Source organism: Streptomyces gilvus, assembly GCF_022513565.1.
GTDB lineage: Bacteria > Actinomycetota > Actinomycetes > Streptomycetales > Streptomycetaceae > Streptomyces > Streptomyces gilvus.
Genome location: NZ_JAKWBE010000020.1, coordinates 1 through 18,359, shown reverse-complemented (window position 1 = coordinate 18,359; position 18,359 = coordinate 1). Strand labels below are relative to the sequence as shown.

Annotated in this window: 14 protein-coding genes; 9 read left to right on the top strand and 5 right to left on the bottom strand. The window is 71.6% G+C overall.

From position 1 onward, the window contains the following. Window positions 1-2 precede the first annotated feature (2 nt). Both MKW14_RS26980 and MKW14_RS26975 read right to left on the bottom strand, forming a co-directional pair. Window positions 3-1,313: an ADP-ribosylglycohydrolase family protein gene (locus tag MKW14_RS26980; RefSeq protein ID WP_240866624.1), complete on the bottom strand. Its 1,311-nt coding sequence runs from the start codon at window positions 1,311-1,313 to the stop codon at window positions 3-5. 65 nt (window positions 1,314-1,378) lie between these two features. Further along, the gene (locus MKW14_RS26975) at window positions 1,379-2,404 is read right to left on the bottom strand and encodes an ADP-ribosylglycohydrolase family protein (RefSeq protein ID WP_240866342.1); all 1,026 of its coding nucleotides are present in this window, start codon (window positions 2,402-2,404) and stop codon (window positions 1,379-1,381) included. A 196-nt stretch (window positions 2,405-2,600) separates the two neighbouring features. On the opposite strand from MKW14_RS26975, the gene MKW14_RS26970 reads away from it, so the two are divergent. From MKW14_RS26970 to MKW14_RS26960, 3 genes are all read left to right on the top strand, one after another. Next, window positions 2,601-3,332: a VIT1/CCC1 transporter family protein gene (locus MKW14_RS26970; RefSeq protein ID WP_240866340.1), complete on the top strand. Its 732-nt coding sequence runs from the start codon at window positions 2,601-2,603 to the stop codon at window positions 3,330-3,332. Window positions 3,333-3,701: 369 nt separating this feature from the next. Next, on the top strand, window positions 3,702-8,294 hold the full coding sequence (gene gltB, locus MKW14_RS26965; RefSeq protein ID WP_240866336.1) for a glutamate synthase large subunit: 4,593 nt from the start codon (window positions 3,702-3,704) through the stop codon (window positions 8,292-8,294). Beyond that, a complete protein-coding gene (locus tag MKW14_RS26960; RefSeq protein WP_240866334.1) occupies window positions 8,287-9,750 on the top strand; it encodes a glutamate synthase subunit beta in 1,464 nt (487 codons plus the stop codon). The genes gltB and MKW14_RS26960 overlap by 8 nt, the downstream gene beginning before the upstream one ends. A 102-nt stretch (window positions 9,751-9,852) precedes the next feature. Here MKW14_RS26960 and MKW14_RS26955 read toward each other — a convergent pair whose 3' ends face one another. Beyond that, window positions 9,853-10,764 (bottom strand): rhomboid family intramembrane serine protease, encoded by a 912-nt coding sequence (locus tag MKW14_RS26955; protein ID WP_240866332.1) that lies wholly within the window; start codon window positions 10,762-10,764, stop codon window positions 9,853-9,855. A gap of 96 nt (window positions 10,765-10,860) precedes the next feature. On the opposite strand from MKW14_RS26955, the gene MKW14_RS26950 reads away from it, so the two are divergent. Further along, on the top strand, window positions 10,861-11,586 hold the full coding sequence (locus MKW14_RS26950; protein WP_240866330.1) for a vWA domain-containing protein: 726 nt from the start codon (window positions 10,861-10,863) through the stop codon (window positions 11,584-11,586). A gap of 69 nt (window positions 11,587-11,655) precedes the next feature. Further along, a complete protein-coding gene (gene qcrB / locus MKW14_RS26945) occupies window positions 11,656-13,302 on the top strand; it encodes a cytochrome bc1 complex cytochrome b subunit (RefSeq protein WP_240866327.1) in 1,647 nt (548 codons plus the stop codon). Here qcrB and MKW14_RS26940 read toward each other — a convergent pair. Both MKW14_RS26940 and MKW14_RS26935 read right to left on the bottom strand, forming a co-directional pair. After that, window positions 13,277-14,239, bottom strand: a complete 963-nt coding sequence (locus MKW14_RS26940) for an acyl-CoA dehydrogenase family protein (protein WP_240866325.1) — start codon at window positions 14,237-14,239, stop codon at window positions 13,277-13,279. The genes qcrB and MKW14_RS26940 overlap by 26 nt on opposite strands. Continuing rightward, window positions 14,239-15,378 carry an acyl-CoA dehydrogenase family protein gene (locus tag MKW14_RS26935; protein WP_240866323.1) on the bottom strand — a complete coding sequence of 380 codons (1,140 nt, stop codon included), beginning with the start codon at window positions 15,376-15,378 and terminating at the stop codon, window positions 14,239-14,241. The genes MKW14_RS26940 and MKW14_RS26935 overlap by 1 nt, the downstream gene beginning before the upstream one ends. A gap of 50 nt (window positions 15,379-15,428) precedes the next feature. Here MKW14_RS26935 and MKW14_RS26930 point away from each other — a divergent pair, with 50 nt between their 5' ends. From MKW14_RS26930 to MKW14_RS26915, 4 genes are all read left to right on the top strand, one after another. After that, window positions 15,429-16,214, top strand: a complete 786-nt coding sequence (locus MKW14_RS26930) for an SDR family oxidoreductase (protein WP_240866321.1) — start codon at window positions 15,429-15,431, stop codon at window positions 16,212-16,214. Between the two features lie 15 nt (window positions 16,215-16,229). After that, window positions 16,230-16,841 carry a TetR/AcrR family transcriptional regulator gene (locus MKW14_RS26925; RefSeq protein WP_240866319.1) on the top strand — a complete coding sequence of 204 codons (612 nt, stop codon included), beginning with the start codon at window positions 16,230-16,232 and terminating at the stop codon, window positions 16,839-16,841. Window positions 16,842-16,858: 17 nt separating this feature from the next. Next, on the top strand, window positions 16,859-18,016 hold the full coding sequence (locus tag MKW14_RS26920; protein WP_240866316.1) for an acetyl-CoA C-acetyltransferase: 1,158 nt from the start codon (window positions 16,859-16,861) through the stop codon (window positions 18,014-18,016). A gap of 92 nt (window positions 18,017-18,108) precedes the next feature. Continuing rightward, window positions 18,109-18,359 (top strand): hypothetical protein (locus tag MKW14_RS26915; RefSeq protein WP_240866314.1); only part of this gene is annotated, 251 nt, incomplete at its 3' end.

The following is an 18,359-nucleotide window of genomic DNA, read 5'->3' as shown; positions in this document are numbered from 1 at the left end:
AATCATCCTCCCGGTGGGGCCGGTTGCGTGGCTTCCAGGAGTTCGGCGAGTTCCACCAGGTCGGTGGCGGTGAGGCGGGGGAGGGCGCAGCCGGAGAGGGTGCGGCAGGCGTTCCGCCAGGAGGCCGGGATCGTGCCGCCGCCGCCCAGTGCTCCGGTCAGGGCGCCGGCGAGGGCGGGGGCGGAGTCGGCCACTCGGGAGAGACAGGCCGCCGCCGGTACCGCTTCGGCGATACGGCCCCTTGCGGCGGTCGTCAGGGCCAGTGCCACCGGGACGGTTTCGGCGGCCGCGATGCCGTAGCTGTAGACGTGGTCGACGATCTGGTGTTCCAGGAGGGGGACCAGGGCGAAGGCGGACTCGGCCCGGTGGGCCAGGTCGAGCGCGTGGCGGGCGTTGCGGCCGATCTCGGTGGTCTCGGGGAGTTCGGCGAGGGCCGCTGTCACGCAGGTGTGGACGTCGGCGCCGGTCAGCGCCAGGGACACCGCCGCCGCCATCGCGCGGGCTCCGTGCACGCCGTCGCCGTCCTGGGTGTAGCGGGCGTCGAACTCGGCGAGTTCCGCGGCGAGTCGGGGGTCGCCGGGGTGGGCCACGGCCAGGACGCAGGCCCGGACGCAGGCCGCGTCGTCGAAGTAATGGGGGTTGTCGTGGCCGGTGGCGGGTGGGCGGAGGCCGGCGGCGAGGTTGCCGAGGCCGGCGCGGACGGAGATGCGGGCGCGGAGGGGGAGGACGGCGGACTCCACTTCCGGGGCGCGTTGGGCCGCGGCGGCGACCTCGCTCGCCAGGGCGTTCCAGGTGAGGTCGATGGCGGCTCTGGTGCGGCGTTCGCGGCTGAGGTCGCCGAGGGCGGTGTCGTCACCGGCGCGGAGGAGGGCCTCGGCGGCGAAGGCGGCCCACTCGGCGTCGTCGGAGGGGCCCAGGAGGAGGGGCTCGGGGGGTTGGTTGAGGGCGATGGGGACGGGGAGGGTGGTCGTGGCGTTGTGCTCGGCGAAGTTGTCGAGTTCGCGGGTGAGGCGGCGGGTCCAGTCGGGCATGCGGGTGGCTCTGTGGCGGGCGGAGGGCCAGCCGGCGGCGTCGCCTGCGGCCAGCCCCAGCAGGAGGCCGAGGGTTCTACCGGCCTCGGCGGGTCCGTGCGGGGGCTTGCCACCGACCACCGCCTCGGCTTCGCCTTCGGCGGGTTCGCTCCCACCCGCACCATCCGTACACCTATCGTCGGCGGGTGCCGGTGGCCCCTGTGGGGCGTCCCCGCCGTCGGCGGCCGCGGGGGCGGTCGGCTTCGCCGTGGGCGTCGGTACAGCCGTGCTGTCGGTACGCACGGGGGCGGCAGCCGTGACCGTGAGGTCGGTGGCCTGCGGTCCTTCGTCCAGCGGGCCGGGCGGCCTCACCGGGGTGCCCCCGCCTCCGTGTCGGGGGCCAGGGTGTAGGACGCCGGGTCCGGGGGACGGGGCGAGGGCTGCTCGGGACCCGTCAGCAGGTCGGCGACCTCCAGGACATGGCGGCCCGCCATCGCCGGCAGGCAGCTGCCCCGCGCCGGGGTGATTGCCGATGCCCAGTCGGCCGGGATCGCGGCGACGCCCTGGGTCGCTCCCGCCAGGGCGCCCGCCACCGCCGCCGTCGTGTCGGCGTCGCGGCCCATGTTGACCGCCGTGAGGACCGCGTCGCGGAAGTCGCCGTCGGCCGCCGCGTAGGCGCCGAAGGCCAGGGCGACGGCTTCCGGGGCCAGGTCCGTCCACGGGTAGCCGCCGATCACCACCGCCGAGCGGACCGCGCGTTCGCCGCGGTGGGCGGCCGTCACCGCCCGGCGCAGGGAGCGGGCCGTCCAGGAGTCGTCCGGGACGACGGCGAGGGCGGAGGCCACCACCGCGATGGGCGCCGCCCCGGCCATCGCCGCCGCCACGCCCGCCGCCACCGCCTGGCCGCCGTAGATGCCCTCGCCCTCGTGGCTCACCGAGCCGTCGATCGCCGCCAGCCGGGCCGCCTCGGCGGGGCGGCCCGCGGCGAAGACGCCGAAGGGGGCCGCGCGCATGGCGAGACCGTCGCTCCAGGCGTGCCGGTGCTGGGCGGAGATGGGGGCGGCGAGGCCGCGGCGGAGGTTCTCCAGGGTGCCGCGCTCGCTGAAGCCCGCCCCCCGGAAGGGGCCCTCGGCGCGGTCGGCGATCCACTCGTGCCAGGCCGCCTCGACATGGGCGGGAGTGAGGGCCGAGCCGTGGCGGGCCAGCAGCAGGCCGGAGAAGATCGCGTACTCCGTGTCGTCCGTGCCGGCCGGCACGTCCGTGACGTACCCGGTGATCCGGCCCCAGCGGGCGCGGATCTCGGACGGCTTCAGGTTCTCCGCAGGCGCCCCGAGGGCGTCCCCCACGGCCAGACCGAGCAGTGCGCCGCGTGCCCGTTCGCGGATCGATGGCATGCGCCATGTGTCCCACCATCGGCGGTTGACCCCAGCCTCGCAGGGCTCCATGTCACCCGGTCGATCGGCAAAGTCGCAGGTTAGCCCAGCCTTTCCTTGCTGGCGGCCGGGAATGCGGAGGCGTAGGTTGTGCGTTGTCAGAACTTAGAACGTGTCCAAAGTTAGCTTTGGCTTAGCTTCCCTGGGGGACCCCGCAATGGCGATCATCGAGACCGAGGCCACGCTCCACGAGGCCCACCGCGACAACCACACACACCGTGACGTCAACGGTGGGTGGCTGCGGCCGGCCGTGTTCGGGGCGATGGACGGGCTCGTCTCCAACCTCGCGTTGATGACCGGTGTGGCGGGCGGCGCCGTGGGCCACAGTGCCATCGTGCTGACAGGCCTCGCGGGCCTCGCCGCCGGCGCCTTCTCGATGGCCGCGGGCGAGTACACCTCCGTCGCCTCCCAGCGCGAGCTCGTCGAGGCCGAGCTGGACGTCGAGCGCGCCGAGCTGAGGAAGCACCCGGCGGACGAGGAGGCCGAGCTCGCCGCGCTCTACCAGGCGCGCGGCGTCGAGCCGGAGCTGGCCCGCGAGGTCGCCCGGCAGCTGTCCCGCGATCCCGAGCAGGCGCTGGAGATCCACGCCCGCGAGGAGCTCGGCATCGACCCCTCGGACCTGCCGTCGCCGCTGGTCGCCGCCGTGTCGTCCTTCGGGTCCTTCGCGCTGGGCGCGCTGCTTCCCGTACTGCCGTACCTGCTCGGGGCGACCGCGCTGTGGCCCGCTCTGCTGCTCGCCTTCATCGGGCTGTTCGCGTGCGGTGCGGTGGTGGCCCGGGTGACCGCGCGCAGCTGGTGGTACAGCGGGCTGCGGCAGCTTGCGCTCGGCGGTGCCGCGGCCGGTGTGACGTACGCCCTGGGCAGCCTGTTCGGAACGGCCGTAGGATAGGTCGGCTGGAACTTATGCGTTGGGCCGCATAAGTAGCCGTTACCCGCTGGTTTCGAATGGTTTTCCACCGGGCATGAGCCGTAAGCGCTGTGGGCAATGAGGCCTGCCGCGCACCACCGGGAAGGGCGACGCAGCCCTCCCCGTCTTTCGGGTCGGCGGACACTGATCTGTCCCGTCCGGTCCCCATAGCTTCCACCGCAGGCGCGGCACCCGCGCTGCAGCCGAGCGGTGTCCGCATGCTGGAACGGAATATCCCGGTTCCCGAGAACCGCTCCATCATGTAACCTGCACGAAATTTTGCACTCCGCAGAGGGCCAACGTCGTCCCTCGGCAATCTGCATGCCACTTGAGACGACGACGGGAGAGCCGATGCGTACGCCGCGCCAGCCGTCCCAGCATTCCGCGAATGGCCAGAACTGGTCCTTCATGGATGCTCGCCCTGCTGCGCAGGGTATGTACGACCCCCGCTTCGAGCGCGACGCGTGCGGCGTCGGCTTCGTTGCCACCCTCACCGGCGAGGCGTCCCACACCCTGGTCGAACAGGCCCTGACCGTCCTGCGCAACCTCGAACACCGCGGTGCCACCGGCTCGGAGCCGGACTCCGGGGACGGCGCCGGCATCCTCTCCCAGGTGCCCGACACGTTCTTCCGCGACGTGGCCGGATTCGAACTGCCCGAAGCGGGCGGTTACGCGGTCGGCATCGCCTTCCTGCCCGAGGAGGGGACCGAGGACGCCGTCTCACACATCGAGACGATCGCCGGCGACGAGGGTCTCACCGTCCTCGGCTGGCGCGAGGTCCCGGTCGCCCCCGAACTGCTCGGCGCCACCGCCCGCTCGACCATGCCCGCCTTCCGGCAGATCTTCGTCACGGACAACGCCTCGCAGGGCATCGTCCTCGACCGCAAGGCCTTCGCGTTGCGCAAGCGCGCCGAGCGCGAGGTCGGTGTCTACTTCCCGTCGCTCTCCGCGCGGACCATCGTCTACAAGGGCATGCTGACCACCGGCCAGCTGGAGCCCTTCTTCCCGGACCTGTCCGACCGCCGCTTCGCCTCCGCGATCGCGCTCGTGCACTCCCGGTTCTCCACGAACACCTTCCCGTCGTGGCCGCTCGCGCACCCGTACCGCTTCGTCGCGCACAACGGTGAGATCAACACCGTCCAGGGCAACCGCAACTGGATGGTCGCCCGCGAGTCCCAGCTCGTCTCGGACCTGTTCGGAGACAAGGGCCTGGAGCGCGTCTTCCCGATCTGTACGCCGGACGCCTCCGACTCGGCGTCCTTCGACGAGGTGCTCGAACTCCTGCACCTGGGCGGCCGTTCGCTGCCGCACTCCGTGCTGATGATGATCCCGGAGGCGTGGGAGAACCACGACTCCATGGACCCGGCCCGCCGCGCCTTCTACAACTTCCACTCCACGATGATGGAGCCCTGGGACGGCCCGGCCTGCGTCACCTTCACCGACGGCAGCCAGGTCGGCGCGGTCCTCGACCGCAACGGCCTGCGCCCCGGCCGCTACTGGGTCACCGACGACGGCCTGGTCGTCCTCGGCTCCGAGGTCGGCGTCCTCGACATCGACCCCGCCAAGGTCGTCCGCAAGGGCCGGCTGCAGCCCGGCAAGATGTTCCTCGTCGACACCGTCGAGCACCGCATCATCGAGGACGACGAGATCAAGGCGACCCTCGCCGCCGAGCAGCCCTACGCCGAGTGGATCGAGGCCGGCGAGATCGAGCTGGGCGACCTGCCCGAGCGCGAGCACATCGTCCACACCCACGCCTCGGTCACCCGCCGCCAGCAGACCTTCGGCTACACCGAGGAGGAGCTGCGCGTCATCCTCGCGCCGATGGCCAAGGCCGGTGCCGAGCCGATCGGTTCGATGGGTACGGACAGCCCGATCGCCGCGCTCTCCGAGCGCCCGCGGCTGCTGTTCGACTACTTCACCCAGCTGTTCGCGCAGGTCACCAACCCGCCGCTGGACGCGATCCGCGAGGAGCTGGTCACCTCCCTGCGCTCGTCGCTGGGCCCGCAGGGCAACCTGCTCGACCCGGGCGCCGCCTCCTGCCGCTCCGTCGTGCTGCCCTTCCCGGTCATCGACAACGACGAGCTGGCCAAGCTCATCCACATCAACGCCGACGGCGACATGCCCGGCTTCAAGGCCGCGACCCTCTCCGGCCTGTACCGGGTCTCCGGCGGCGGTGAGGCCCTCGCCGCGCGCATCGAGGAGATCTGCGCCGAGGCCGACGCCGCCATCGACAACGGCGCCCGGCTGATCGTCCTGTCGGACCGCCACTCGGACGCCGAGCACGCGCCGATCCCCTCGCTGCTGCTCACCGCGGCCGTCCACCACCACCTCATCCGCACCAAGCAGCGCACCCACGTGGGCCTGCTGGTCGAGGCCGGCGACGTCCGCGAGGTCCACCACGTCGCCCTGCTCATCGGCTACGGCGCCGCCGCCGTGAACCCCTACCTGGCCATGGAGTCGGTCGAGGACCTGGTCCGCGCCGGCACCTTCCTCTCCGACATCGAGCCCGAGAAGGCCATCCGCAACCTGATCTACGCCCTCGGCAAGGGCGTGCTGAAGGTCATGTCGAAGATGGGCATCTCCACGGTCGCCTCCTACCGGGGCGCCCAGGTATTCGAGGCCGTCGGCCTCGACGACGCGTTCGTCGCCAAGTACTTCAGCGGTACGGCCACCAAGATCGGCGGGGTCGGCATCGACGTCGTCGCCAAGGAGGTCGCCGCCCGCCACGCCAAGGCCTACCCGGCCTCCGGCATCGCTCCCGCGCACCGCGCCCTGGAGATAGGCGGCGAGTACCAGTGGCGCCGCGAGGGCGAGCCGCACCTGTTCGACCCGGAGACGGTTTTCCGCCTCCAGCACTCCACGCGCACCGGCCGGTACGACATCTTCAAGAAGTACACCGAGCGGGTGAACGAGCAGTCCGAGCGCCTGATGACGCTGCGCGGCCTGTTCGGCTTCAAGTCGGACCGGCAGCCGATCTCCATCGACGAGGTCGAGCCGGTCAGCGAGATCGTCAAGCGCTTCTCCACCGGCGCCATGTCGTACGGCTCCATCTCGCGCGAGGCGCACGAGACGCTCGCCATCGCCATGAACCAGCTGGGCGGCAAGTCCAACACCGGTGAGGGCGGCGAGGACCCGGACCGCCTCTACGACCCGGCCCGCCGGTCCGCCATCAAGCAGGTCGCCTCCGGCCGCTTCGGCGTGACCTCCGAGTACCTGGTCAACGCGGACGACATCCAGATCAAGATGGCCCAGGGCGCCAAGCCCGGCGAGGGCGGCCAGCTGCCCGGCCACAAGGTGTACCCGTGGGTCGCCAAGACCCGTCACTCGACCCCGGGTGTCGGTCTGATCTCCCCGCCGCCGCACCACGACATCTACTCCATCGAGGACCTGGCCCAGCTGATCCACGACCTGAAGAACGCGAACCCGCAGGCGCGGATTCACGTCAAGCTGGTCTCCGAGGTCGGCGTCGGCACGGTCGCGGCGGGTGTGTCCAAGGCGCACGCGGACGTCGTGCTCATCTCCGGCCACGACGGCGGCACCGGTGCCTCCCCGCTGACCTCGCTGAAGCACGCGGGCGGCCCCTGGGAGCTCGGCCTCGCCGAGACCCAGCAGACCCTGCTGCTCAACGGCCTGCGCGACCGCATCGTCGTCCAGACCGACGGCCAGCTCAAGACCGGCCGTGACGTCGTCATCGCCGCGCTGCTGGGCGCCGAGGAGTTCGGTTTCGCGACCGCGCCGCTCGTCGTCTCCGGCTGCGTCATGATGCGCGTCTGCCACCTGGACACCTGCCCGGTCGGCATCGCCACCCAGAACCCGGTCCTGCGCGACCGCTTCTCCGGCAAGGCCGAGTACGTCGTCAACTTCTTCCAGTACATCGCCCAGGAGGTCCGCGAGATCCTCGCCGAGCTCGGCTTCCGCTCCATCGAGGAGGCCGTCGGCCAGGCCGGGACGCTCGACGTGACCCGCGCGGTCGACCACTGGAAGGCGCAGGGCCTGGACCTGGCCCCGCTGTTCCACGTGCCCGAGCTGCCCGAGGGCGCGGTCCGCCACCAGCTGATCGCCCAGGACCACGGCCTGGAGAAGGCGCTCGACAACGAGCTGATCAAGCTCGCCGCCGACGCCCTGGCCGCGGACTCCGCCACCGACGCCCAGCCGGTGCGCGCCCAGGTCTCCATCCGCAACATCAACCGCACGGTCGGCACCATGCTCGGCCACGAGGTGACGAAGAAGTTCGGTGGCGCGGGCCTGCCCGACGACACCATCGACATCACCTTCACCGGTTCCGCGGGCCAGTCCTTCGGCGCCTTCCTCCCGCGCGGTGTGACGCTGCGCCTGGAGGGCGACGCCAACGACTACGTCGGCAAGGGCCTGTCCGGCGGCCGGGTGATCGTCCGTCCGGACCGGGGCGCCGACCACCTCGCCGAGTACTCGACCATCGCGGGCAACACCATCGCGTACGGCGCGACCGGCGGCGAGCTGTTCCTGCGCGGTCGTACCGGCGAGCGGTTCTGCGTCCGCAACTCCGGCGCGACGGTCGTCTCCGAGGGCGTGGGCGACCACGGCTGCGAGTACATGACCGGCGGCCGCGCGGTGGTCCTCGGCCCGACGGGCCGCAACTTCGCGGCCGGCATGTCCGGCGGTGTCGCGTACGTGATCGACCTCGACCGCGACAACGTCAACGTCGGCAACCTGGAGTCGGTCGAGGCGCTGGACGACACCGACAAGCAGTGGCTGCACGACGTGGTGCGCCGGCACCAGGAGGAGACCGGCTCCACGGTCGCCGAGAAGCTGCTGGCCGAGTGGGACACAGCGGTCGAGCGCTTCAGCAAGATCATCCCCAGCACGTACAAGGCAGTGCTCGCCGCCAAGGACGCCGCCGAGCAGGCGGGACTCTCCGAGTCCGAGATCACCGAGAAGATGATGGAGGCGGCGATCAATGGCTGACCCGAAGGGCTTTCTGAACCACGGCCGCGAGGTCGCCACGTCCCGTCCGGTCGAGGACCGCCTGAAGGACTGGAACGAGGTCTACGTCCCCGGCTCCCTGCTGCCGATCATCAGCAAGCAGGCCAGCCGCTGCATGGACTGCGGCATCCCGTTCTGTCACAACGGCTGTCCGCTGGGGAACCTGATCCCCGAGTGGAACGACTACGCCTACCGCGAGGACTGGTCGGCCGCGAGCGAGCGTCTGCACGCGACCAACAACTTCCCCGAGTTCACGGGGCGGCTGTGCCCGGCCCCGTGCGAGTCGGCGTGTGTGCTGGGCATCAACCAGCCGCCGGTCACCATCAAGAACGTCGAGGTCTCGATCATCGACAAGGCGTGGGAGACCGGTGACGTCGCCCCGCAGGCGCCCGAGCGCCTGTCCGGCAAGACCGTCGCCGTCGTCGGCTCGGGCCCGGCAGGCCTGGCCGCCGCCCAGCAGCTGACCCGGGCCGGCCACACCGTCGCCGTCTACGAGCGCGCCGACCGCATCGGCGGCCTGCTCCGCTACGGCATCCCCGAGTTCAAGATGGAGAAGCGGCACATCAACCGCCGTATCGAGCAGATGCGCGCGGAGGGCACCCGCTTCCGTACCGGCATCGAGATCGGCCGCGACATCAAGGCGAGCGACCTGAAGAAGCGGTACGACGCCATCGTCATCGCCGCCGGTGCGACGACCGCGCGTGACCTGCCGGTGCCGGGCCGCGAGCTCAAGGGCATCTACCAGGCCATGGAGTACCTGCCGCTGTCGAACAAGGTCCAGGAGGGCGACTACGTCGTCGCCCCGATCTCGGCCGAGGGCAAGCACGTCGTGGTCATCGGCGGCGGCGACACCGGCGCGGACTGCGTGGGCACCGCCCACCGCCAGGGCGCGGCCTCCGTCACCCAGCTGGAGATCATGCCCCGGCCGGGCGACGAGCGGAACGCCGTCACCCAGCCGTGGCCGACCTTCCCGATGCTGTACAAGGTGACCTCCGCGCACGAGGAGGGCGGCGAGCGGGTCTACTCCGTCTCCACCACCCACTTCGAGGGCGACGAGGACGGCAACGTCCAGTGGCTGCACCTCACCGAGGTCGAGTTCATCGACGGCAGGCTGACCCCGAAGCCGGGCACCGAGCGCAAGATCCCGGCCCAGCTGGTGACGCTGGCGATGGGCTTCACCGGCACCGACCGGGAGAACGGCCTGGTCGACCAGTTCGGCCTGGACCTCGACGAGCGGGGCAACATCGCCCGCGACGCCGACTTCCAGACCAACGTCCCCGGAGTCTTCGTCGCCGGTGACGCCGGCCGCGGCCAGTCGCTCATCGTGTGGGCGATCGCGGAGGGCCGCTCGGCCGCCCGCGGCGTCGACCGCTTCCTGACCGGCGCCAGCGACCTGCCGGCCCCGATCCGCCCGACGGACCGCGCGCTGATGGTCTGACGGTTCACCGAGAACGTCCCGTACAAAGGCGTACGGAACACTGACGGCGTCTGCCCAGTCCCCGACCGGACTATGGGCAGGCGCTGTCGCCTTTTCGGCTGCTCAGACCGTCAGTTCCGCGACCTTCGCCATGGCCAGGATCACCAGCAGCGCCAGCAGGGCCACGCACGCGCCCGCCTGGACGAGGGCGCGGCGCTGGTCGCGGGGCGCGTAGGCGTAGGCGACGGTGACCACGGCGCCGGCCAGCAGTCCGCCGAGGTGGCCCTGCCAGGAGGTCAGGCCCGCGGAGACCAGCAGCCACAGCAGCAGGCCCGCCATGAACCGGTTGACCTGGCTCATGTCGGCGCCCAGCCGCCGGGCCATGACGTAGTACGCGGCGCCGAGCCCGAAGATCGCGCCGGACGCGCCCAGCGTCGGGGTGTCCGGAGCGATCAGCAGCACCAGCACCGAGCCGCCCAGCGCCGACAGCAGATACAGGGTGACGTACCGGATCCGGCCGAGCTGGGACTCCACCACCCGGCCGATGTTCCACAGCGACACCATGTTCATCACGATGTGCAGGATCCCGAACGTGCCCCCGGTCGGCGGCAGATGCAGGAACGCGCCGGTCAGCAGCCGGTACCACTCCCCGTCGACGACACCCTCGGCGTGGTAGGCCGAGGGGTACCCGGCCACCCACACGTAGTGCCCGCCGTCCGGCCCGATGAGCCCCCGGCCCAGCATCTCGAACCGGTCCACGACCGACGGCCGCACCAGCTCGGCCAGATACGCGAGCACATTGAGCCCGATCAGGACGTACGTCACCACGGGCGCCGTGGTGATCCGCCCGCCGAACGCCGTGCGCGCCTGCCGCACCGAGCGCGCGCCTTCCCGTGCGCACTCCACGCACTGGTGGCCGACGGACGCCTCCCGCATGCAGTCCGGGCAGATGTAGCGGTCGCAGCGGGTGCAGCGGACGTGGGACTCCACCGCGGGGTGGCGGTAGCAGGTGGTGACGGTGGACTCGGGTTCCACGCCGGCTCCTCGGAGGGGATGGGACGAACGGTGAGCCGGTGGGGACGGCGGCGAACAAAATAACCAACACAGGTGACGGATGGGAGAGTAGGGGCCATGGTTGCGATCAGTCTGAAGAAGGTCGAGGAGACCGCACCGGCCCTGGTCAGCCTCTACAAGAGCGCCGGAGTCTCGCTGCGCAAGCACGGGCTGGACGGGCTGCGGGCCGCCGTGTACCTCGTCGTCGACTACTCCGGCTCGATGAAGCCGTACTACGAGGACGGCAGTGTGCAGGCGCTGGCCGACCGGGTGCTCGGGCTGTCCGCGCATCTCGACGACGACGGGAGCGTGCCGGTGGTGTTCTTCTCCACCGACATCGACGCCGAGACCGAGATCGCGCTCGCCGACCACGCGGGGCGCGTCGAGAGGATCGTGGCCGGGCTCGGGCACATGGGCAGGACCAGCTACCACCTGGCCATGGACGCCGTGATCGACCACTACCTCGACAGCGGCTCCACCGACCCCGCCCTGGTGGTCTTCCAGACCGACGGCGGCCCGATCAACAAGCTCGCCGCGGAACGGTACCTGTGCAAGGCGGCCCGGCTGCCGCTGTTCTGGCAGTTCGTGGGCTTCGGGGACCCGCACAGCAAGCAGTTCGACTTCCTGCGCAGGCTCGACGACCTGGCGGTGCCGGACAAGCGGGTCGTGGACAACGCCGGGTTCTTCCACGCCGGGGCCGACCCGCGGAAGGTGTCGGACGCCGAGCTGTACGACCGGCTCGTGGGCGAGTTCCCGAAGTGGCTGGTGGCGGCGCGGGCGCAGGGGATCGTGCCGCAGTCCTGAACGCACCGTTGGCTCGGCCCGGGGACGCGTGCCACCCTGATGTTGATCCGACGGGGAGGCGACGAACGTATGGACGGCGCACGTGCGGAGAACGACGGGGCTGCGGCCCGCAGGGAGCCCCCGGGCAGGGGCGAGAAGGTCGCCGACTGGGCCGACGGACGGCTCGGCCTCTACGCCCTGGCCAAGGCCAACATGCGCAAGGTCTTTCCGGACCACTGGTCCTTCATGCTCGGCGAGATCTGCCTGTACAGCTTCATCATCCTGATCCTCACCGGCATCTACCTGACCCTGTTCTTCGAGCCCAGCGGGGTCGAGGTCGTCTACCACGGCTCGTACGTCCCGCTCAACGGCGTCCGGATGACCCGCGCCTACGAGTCCGCGCTCGACATCAGCTTCGACGTGCGCGGCGGACTGCTCATCCGGCAGATCCACCACTGGGCGGCGCTGGTCTTCGTCACCGGCATGCTGGTGCACATGATGCGGGTGTTCTTCACCGGCGCCTTCCGCAAGCCCCGCGAGGTCAACTGGCTGTTCGGCTGGACCCTGCTGATGCTCGGCATCATCACCGGCCTGACCGGCTACTCGCTCCCCGACGACCTGCTCTCCGGCACCGGCATCCGCTTCGCCGACGGCGCGATCCTGTCGATCCCGATCGTCGGGACGTATCTGTCGATGTTCCTGTTCGGCGGGGAGTTCCCGGGCCACGACATCATCTCGCGGCTCTTCCCGGTCCACGTCCTGCTGCTGCCCGGGCTGATGCTGGGGCTGGTGGTCGCCCATCTGATCCTGGTCTTCTACCACAAGCACACCCAGTACCCCGGGCCCGGACGCGACCAGAAGACCGTGGTCGGCATGCCCTTCCTGCCCGTCTACATGGCCAAGGCCGGCGGTTTCTTCTTCCTCGTCTTCGGCGTGCTGGCCGTCATGGGCGGCATCGCCAGCATCAACCCCGTGTGGGCCTTCGGCCCCTACCGTCCGGACCTCGTGACCACCGGCGCGCAGCCCGACTGGTACCTCGGCTTCTCCGAGGGGCTGATCCGGGTGATGCCGGGATGGGAGATCAACGCCTGGGGCCACACCCTGGTGCTGGGCGTCCTCATCCCCTTCTCGCTCTTCCCGCTGATCCTGCTCGCTCTCGGCCTGTATCCCTTCGTCGAGGCGTGGATCACCGGGGACAGACGGGAACACCACATCCTGGACCGGCCGCGCAACGCGCCCGTGCGCACCGGGCTGGGCGTGGCCTGGCTCGCCCTGTACGTGGTGCTGCTGATCGGCGGCGGCAACGACATCGTGGCCACACATCTGCACCTGTCCATCAACGCCATCACCTGGTTCGTGCGGGTCGCCTTCTTCGTGGCGCCGGTCATCGCCTTCGTCGTCACCAAACGGGTCTGCCTGGGCCTGCAGCGCCGGGACCGGGACAAGGTGCTGCACGGCAGGGAGACCGGCACCATCACCCGGCTGCCGCACGGCGAGTTCGTCGAGGTGCACGAACCGCTCCCGCAGGACCAGCTGTTCACCCTCACCCAGCACGAACAGAACCCGCCCTACGAGATCGGCCCGCTCGTCGACGCCAACGGCGTGCGCCGGCCGGTCACCGTCGCCCAGCGGGTGCGCGCCCAACTGGCGCGGGCGATGTTCGGGCCAGAGGCGCGGATCGCCAAACCGACCGTGGAGGAGTACCGGGAACTCACCAGCGGCGACCACCACCACTGACCACCAGCGCCCGGCACTCGTGCGGCGTGCCCCACGCGGTGCGCAGCGCCCGGGCCTTGGTCAGCCACAGGGACAGGTCGTACTCCGCGGTGTACCCGATCGCGCCGTGCGACTGGAGCGCGGTACGGGCGGCCCGGTACGCCGCCTCGCAGGCCGCGACCTTGGCGGCGGCCACGTCGGCGGGCGCCAGGGTGAGCGCGGCCCCGAACACCAGGGGCCGCGCGAACTCCAACGCGACCTTGACGTCGGCCAGTCGATGCTTGACGGCCTGGAAGGAGCCTATGGGCACGCCGAACTGGGTGCGCTGTTTCACGTACGCGACGGTCCGGTCGAGGAGGGCGAGACCGACGCCGAGGGCCTGGGCGGCGGTGGCGAGGCGGGCGTAGGCGAGGGCGTGCTCCACGGGCGGCTCGGCGGCGAGGAGCTCGCCGCCCGGGGCGAGGGGGGTGAGGCGGCGGGCGGGGTCGAGGGAGGGGCGTACCGGACCGTGACCGGGGGCCAGGCGCAGGCCGTCGGGTGCCAGCGACAGACGGATGTCCGCCGCCTCGCCGTCCAGGGCGTACGACCCCTCGTGCGCCACCGTCGCCATCGCCTCGCCCGAGGCCAGCGACGGCAGCAGGCGCTTGGCGGACGGACTCGGCTCACCGAGCAGGGCGGCCGCCACGACCGTCTCCACCACCGGTCCCGGTACGGCGTGCCGCCCCAACTCCACGAAGGCGACGGCGAGTTCCACCGGACGGGCGCCCAGTCCGCCGTACTCCTCCAGTACGGCGAGAGCGAACACCCCCGTTTCGGCGACACGGCGCCACAACGCACGGCCGCTCGCCCGCTCGCCGCGGCTCCACCCCCGTATCACGGACGGCGTGTCGGAGGCCGTGAGCAGGGCGTCCAACGAGGCCGCGAACGCCCGCTGTTCGGCGTCGAGCAGAAAGCGCATCAGCGGCGTCCCTTCGGCAGGCCCAGCAGGCGCTCGGCGATGATGTCCCGCTGGATCTCGTTGGTGCCCGCGTAGATGGGGCCGGCGAGCGAGAAGACATAGCCCTCGGCCCAGGCCGTGTCCGCCGACTCGCCCTCCTCGCCGAGCAGGTCGAGGGCCGTCTCGTGCAGCGCGATGTCGTACTCGGACCAGAAGACCTTGTTCAGGCTGGACTCGGGGCCGATGGAGTCGCCGTCCAGGAAGCGGGAGGCCGCCGCGAGGGTGAAGAGCTGGTAGGCGCGGGCGCCGATCAGGGCGTCGGCCACCTGGTCCTGTGCGTGGGACGGACGTCCCCGCTCCTCCCAGAGGGCGCGGAGTCGCTCGGCGGAGGCGAGGAAGCGGCCCGGGGAGCGCAGCATCAGCCCCCGCTCGTTCCCCGCCGTCGACATCGCGATCCGCCAGCCCTCGCCGGGCGCGCCGATCACGTCCTCGTCCGGCACGAACACCTCGTCGAGGAAGAGCTCGGCGAACGCCGGTTTCCCGTCCAGGCGGCCGATCGGGCGGACCGTGACACCTGGGGCACGCAGGTCGAACATCAGGTAGGTCAGGCCCTGGTGGGGTTTCGGCGTGTCCGGGTCGCTGCGGAACAGGCCGAAGGCGCGGTCGGCGAAGGCGGCCCGGGACGACCAGGTCTTCTGCCCCGTCAGCAGCCAGCCGCCGTCCGTGCGCACCGCCCGCGACCGGAGGGAGGCCAGATCCGAGCCCGCCTCGGGTTCGGACCACGCTTGCGCCCAGATCACCTCGCCGGTGGCCATCGACGGCAGCACCCGCGCCCGCTGCTCCTCGGTGCCGTGGTCGAAGAGGGTCGGCGCCAGCAGACTGATCCCGTTCTGACTCACCCTGCCCGGCGCGCCCGCCGCCCAGTACTCCTCCTCGAAGGCCAGCCAGCGCGGCAGACCGGCGTCCCGTCCGCCGTACCGGGCCGGCCAGTTGACCACCGACCAGCGGTCCGCGGCCAGCTCCGCCTCCCACGCCCGGTGCGCCGCGAAGCCCTCCGCGGTCTCCAGGGACGGCAGCGGGTCGGCCGGCACATGCGCGGTGAGCCAGGCCCTGGCCTTCGCGCGGAACTCCTTGTCGGCGCGCGAGTCGGTGAGGTCCACGGTCGTCGCCCTCCTTCCCTAACAAGTGTTTGGTAGATTAGCGTGGCCCTATGACAACGGTCGAGACTCCGGCATACGTGCCCGGGCACGGCCTGCTGACCGGCCGCACCGCCGTCATCACCGCGGCGGCCGGAGCGGGCATCGGCGGCGCCACCGCGCGCCGCTTCCTGGAGGAGGGCGCCCGCGTGCTGATCAGCGACGCCCACGCGCGGCGGCTGAAGGAGCACGAGGCCGAGCTGGCCCGGGACTTCCCCGGCGCGGTGACCGCCGTGCCGTGCGACGTCACCGACGAGGCCCAGGTGCGGACCCTGTTCGAGACGGCGGTGAGCACGCACGGACGGCTGGACGTCGTCGTCAACAACGCGGGGCTCGGCGGCACTTCGCCCCTCGCCGACATGACCGACGAGCAGTGGAGCCGGGTCCTGGACGTGACCTTGAACGGCACCTTCCGGTGCACCCGGGCCGCACTGCGGCTGATGCGCGAGGGCGGTGGCGGGGTCATCGTCAACAACGCCTCCGTCGTCGGCTGGCGCGCCCAGGCCGGACAGGCCCACTACGCCGCCGCCAAGGCCGGTGTGATGGCGCTGACCCGGTGCGCGGCGCTGGAGGCGGCCGAATACGGGGTGCGGGTCAACGCCGTCTCGCCGAGCCTCGCCATGCACCCGCACCTGGTGAAGGTGACGACCCCCGAGCTGCTGGAGGAACTGACCGCGCGCGAGGCCTTCGGCCGGTACGCCGAGCCCTGGGAGGTGGCCAACGTGATCGTCTTCCTGGCGTCCGGCTACTCCTCGTACATGACGGGAGAGGTCGTCTCCGTCAGCAGCCAGCACGCCTAGGACGAGAATGTACCCGTGCCGACCAAGAAGAAGCCCCAGGTGACCGCCGCGCCCGCCCGGCGCCGCGAACTCCTCGAGACCGCCGCCGAGGTCTTCGCCGAGCAGGGCTACAACGCCACCACCGTACGCAAGATCGCCGACCACGCGGGCATGCTCGCGGGCAGCCTCTACTACCACTTCGACTCCAAGGAATCGATGCTGGAGGAGATCCTGCGCACCTTCCTCGACGAGCTGTGGAGCGGCTACGACACCGTCCTGGATGCCGAGTTGGACCCGCGCGAGACCCTTCAGGCCCTGGTCACCGAGTCGTTCCGGGAGATCGACCGGCACCGCGCCGCCGTCGCGATCTACCAGAAGGAGAGCAGACAGCTGGTGGCGCAGGAACGGTTCGCGTTCCTCGCCGAGTCGCAGCGCAAGTTCGAGAAGGCGTGGCTGTCCACGCTGGAGCGCGGGGTCGCCGCCCGGGTCTTCCGGGCCGACCTCGACGTGCGTCTCACCTACCGGTTCGTGCGCGACACCGTGTGGGTGGCCGCGTCCTGGTACCGGCCCGGCGGACAGCACAGCCCGGAGGAGATCGCCCGGCAGTACCTGTCGATGGTGCTGGACGGGATCGCCGTACGTACGTGACCCATTGGGGAGTCGCCATGGCCGAGGCCTACATCGTCGAAGCGGTCCGAACGCCCGTGGGGCGGCGGGGAGGTGGGCTGAGCGGGGTCCATCCGGCCGACCTGGGCGCGCATGTGCTCAAGGAACTGGTGGCGCGCTCGGGCGTGGATCCGGCCGCCGTCGAGGACGTCGTCTTCGGCTGTCTGGACGCGGTGGGGCCGCAGGCCGGGGACATCGCCCGCACCTGCTGGCTGGCGGCCGGACTGCCCGAGGAGGTGCCCGGCGTGACGGTCGACCGGCAGTGCGGCTCCTCGCAGCAGGCCGTGCACTTCGCGGCGCAGGGGGTGCTGTCCGGCACGCAGGACCTGGTGGTCGCGGGCGGTGTGCAGAACATGTCGCAGATCCCGATCGCCTTCGCCACCCGCCAGGCCGCCGAGCCGCTCGGCTTCACGGCCGGGCCCTTCGCGGGCAGCGAGGGCTGGCGGGCCCGGTACGGGGACCAGCCCGTCAACCAGTTCGTGGGCGCCGAGATGATCGCCGCCAAGTGGGGGATCAGCCGCCAGGACCAGGAGGAGTTCGCGTTGCGGTCGCACCGGCGGGCGCTGCGGGCGATCGACGAGGGACGGTTCGAGCGGGAGATCGTGGCCCTCGGCGAGGTCGCCGTCGACGAGGGGCCGCGCCGGGACACCTCGCTGGAGAAGATGGCCGGGCTGAAGCCGGTCCTCGACGGCGGCACCGTCACCGCCGCCTGCTCCTCCCAGGTCTCCGACGGGGCGGCGGCGATGCTGCTGGCCTCGGAGCGGGCGGTGCGCGAGCACGGGCTACGGCCGCGCGCCCGCGTCCACCATCTCTCCGTGCGTGGCGAGGACCCCGTCCGCATGCTCTCCGCTCCCATCCCGGCCACCGCCCACGCCCTGAAGAAGACCGGCCTGACCATCGACGACATCGACCTCGTCGAGATCAACGAGGCCTTCGCCCCGGTCGTCCTCGCCTGGCTCAAGGAGACCGGCGCGGACCCCGAGAAGGTCAACGTCAACGGCGGCGCGATCGCCCTCGGCCACCCCCTCGGCGCGACCGGCGTCAAACTCATGACCACCCTGCTCCACGAACTGGAGCGCACCGGCGGCCGTCTCGGCCTCCAGACGATGTGCGAGGGCGGCGGCCAAGCCAACGTGACGATCATCGAACGGGTCTGAGGACGGTCCGGAGGGGACCGGCGGCTTGCAGCGGCGGGGCGGCTGTGGGCGGGCCGCGGCGGGTGGTGTCGGTGCGCGGCCGGCGAGCAGTGGTGGGTGACGGTGCGGTGGTCGTGGTCGTGGTCGTGGTCGTGGTCGTGGGCGGTGGCGGTGCGCTGGCGGTGGTGGGCGGCCACCGGTCACCCGTTACCGGCTGGCGCGCGGGGGCGCGCGGCCGCGGACGGTGCGCGGTCGGCTGGTGGCCGGGGCGCGGCTGGCGAGCAGTGGTGGGTGACGGTGCGGTGGTCGTGGGCGGTGGTGGGCGGCCACCGGTCACCCGTTACCGGCTGGCGCGCGGGGGCGT

What these genes read in the sequence shown, in the direction of transcription:
- MKW14_RS26930 (WP_240866321.1), top strand. Translation starts at nt 15,429, where the DNA reads ATGACAACGGTCGAGACTCCGGCATACGTGCCCGGGCACGGCCTGCTG.
- MKW14_RS26920 (WP_240866316.1), top strand. Translation starts at nt 16,859, where the DNA reads ATGGCCGAGGCCTACATCGTCGAAGCGGTCCGAACGCCCGTGGGGCGG.
- MKW14_RS26940 (WP_240866325.1), bottom strand. Translation starts at nt 14,239, where the DNA reads ATGCGCTTTCTGCTCGACGCCGAACAGCGGGCGTTCGCGGCCTCGTTG.
- MKW14_RS26950 (WP_240866330.1), top strand. Translation starts at nt 10,861, where the DNA reads ATGGTTGCGATCAGTCTGAAGAAGGTCGAGGAGACCGCACCGGCCCTG.
- qcrB (WP_240866327.1), top strand. Translation starts at nt 11,656, where the DNA reads ATGGACGGCGCACGTGCGGAGAACGACGGGGCTGCGGCCCGCAGGGAG.
- MKW14_RS26960 (WP_240866334.1), top strand. Translation starts at nt 8,287, where the DNA reads ATGGCTGACCCGAAGGGCTTTCTGAACCACGGCCGCGAGGTCGCCACG.
- MKW14_RS26975 (WP_240866342.1), bottom strand. Translation starts at nt 2,404, where the DNA reads ATGCCATCGATCCGCGAACGGGCACGCGGCGCACTGCTCGGTCTGGCC.
- MKW14_RS26970 (WP_240866340.1), top strand. Translation starts at nt 2,601, where the DNA reads ATGGCGATCATCGAGACCGAGGCCACGCTCCACGAGGCCCACCGCGAC.
- gltB (WP_240866336.1), top strand. Translation starts at nt 3,702, where the DNA reads ATGCGTACGCCGCGCCAGCCGTCCCAGCATTCCGCGAATGGCCAGAAC.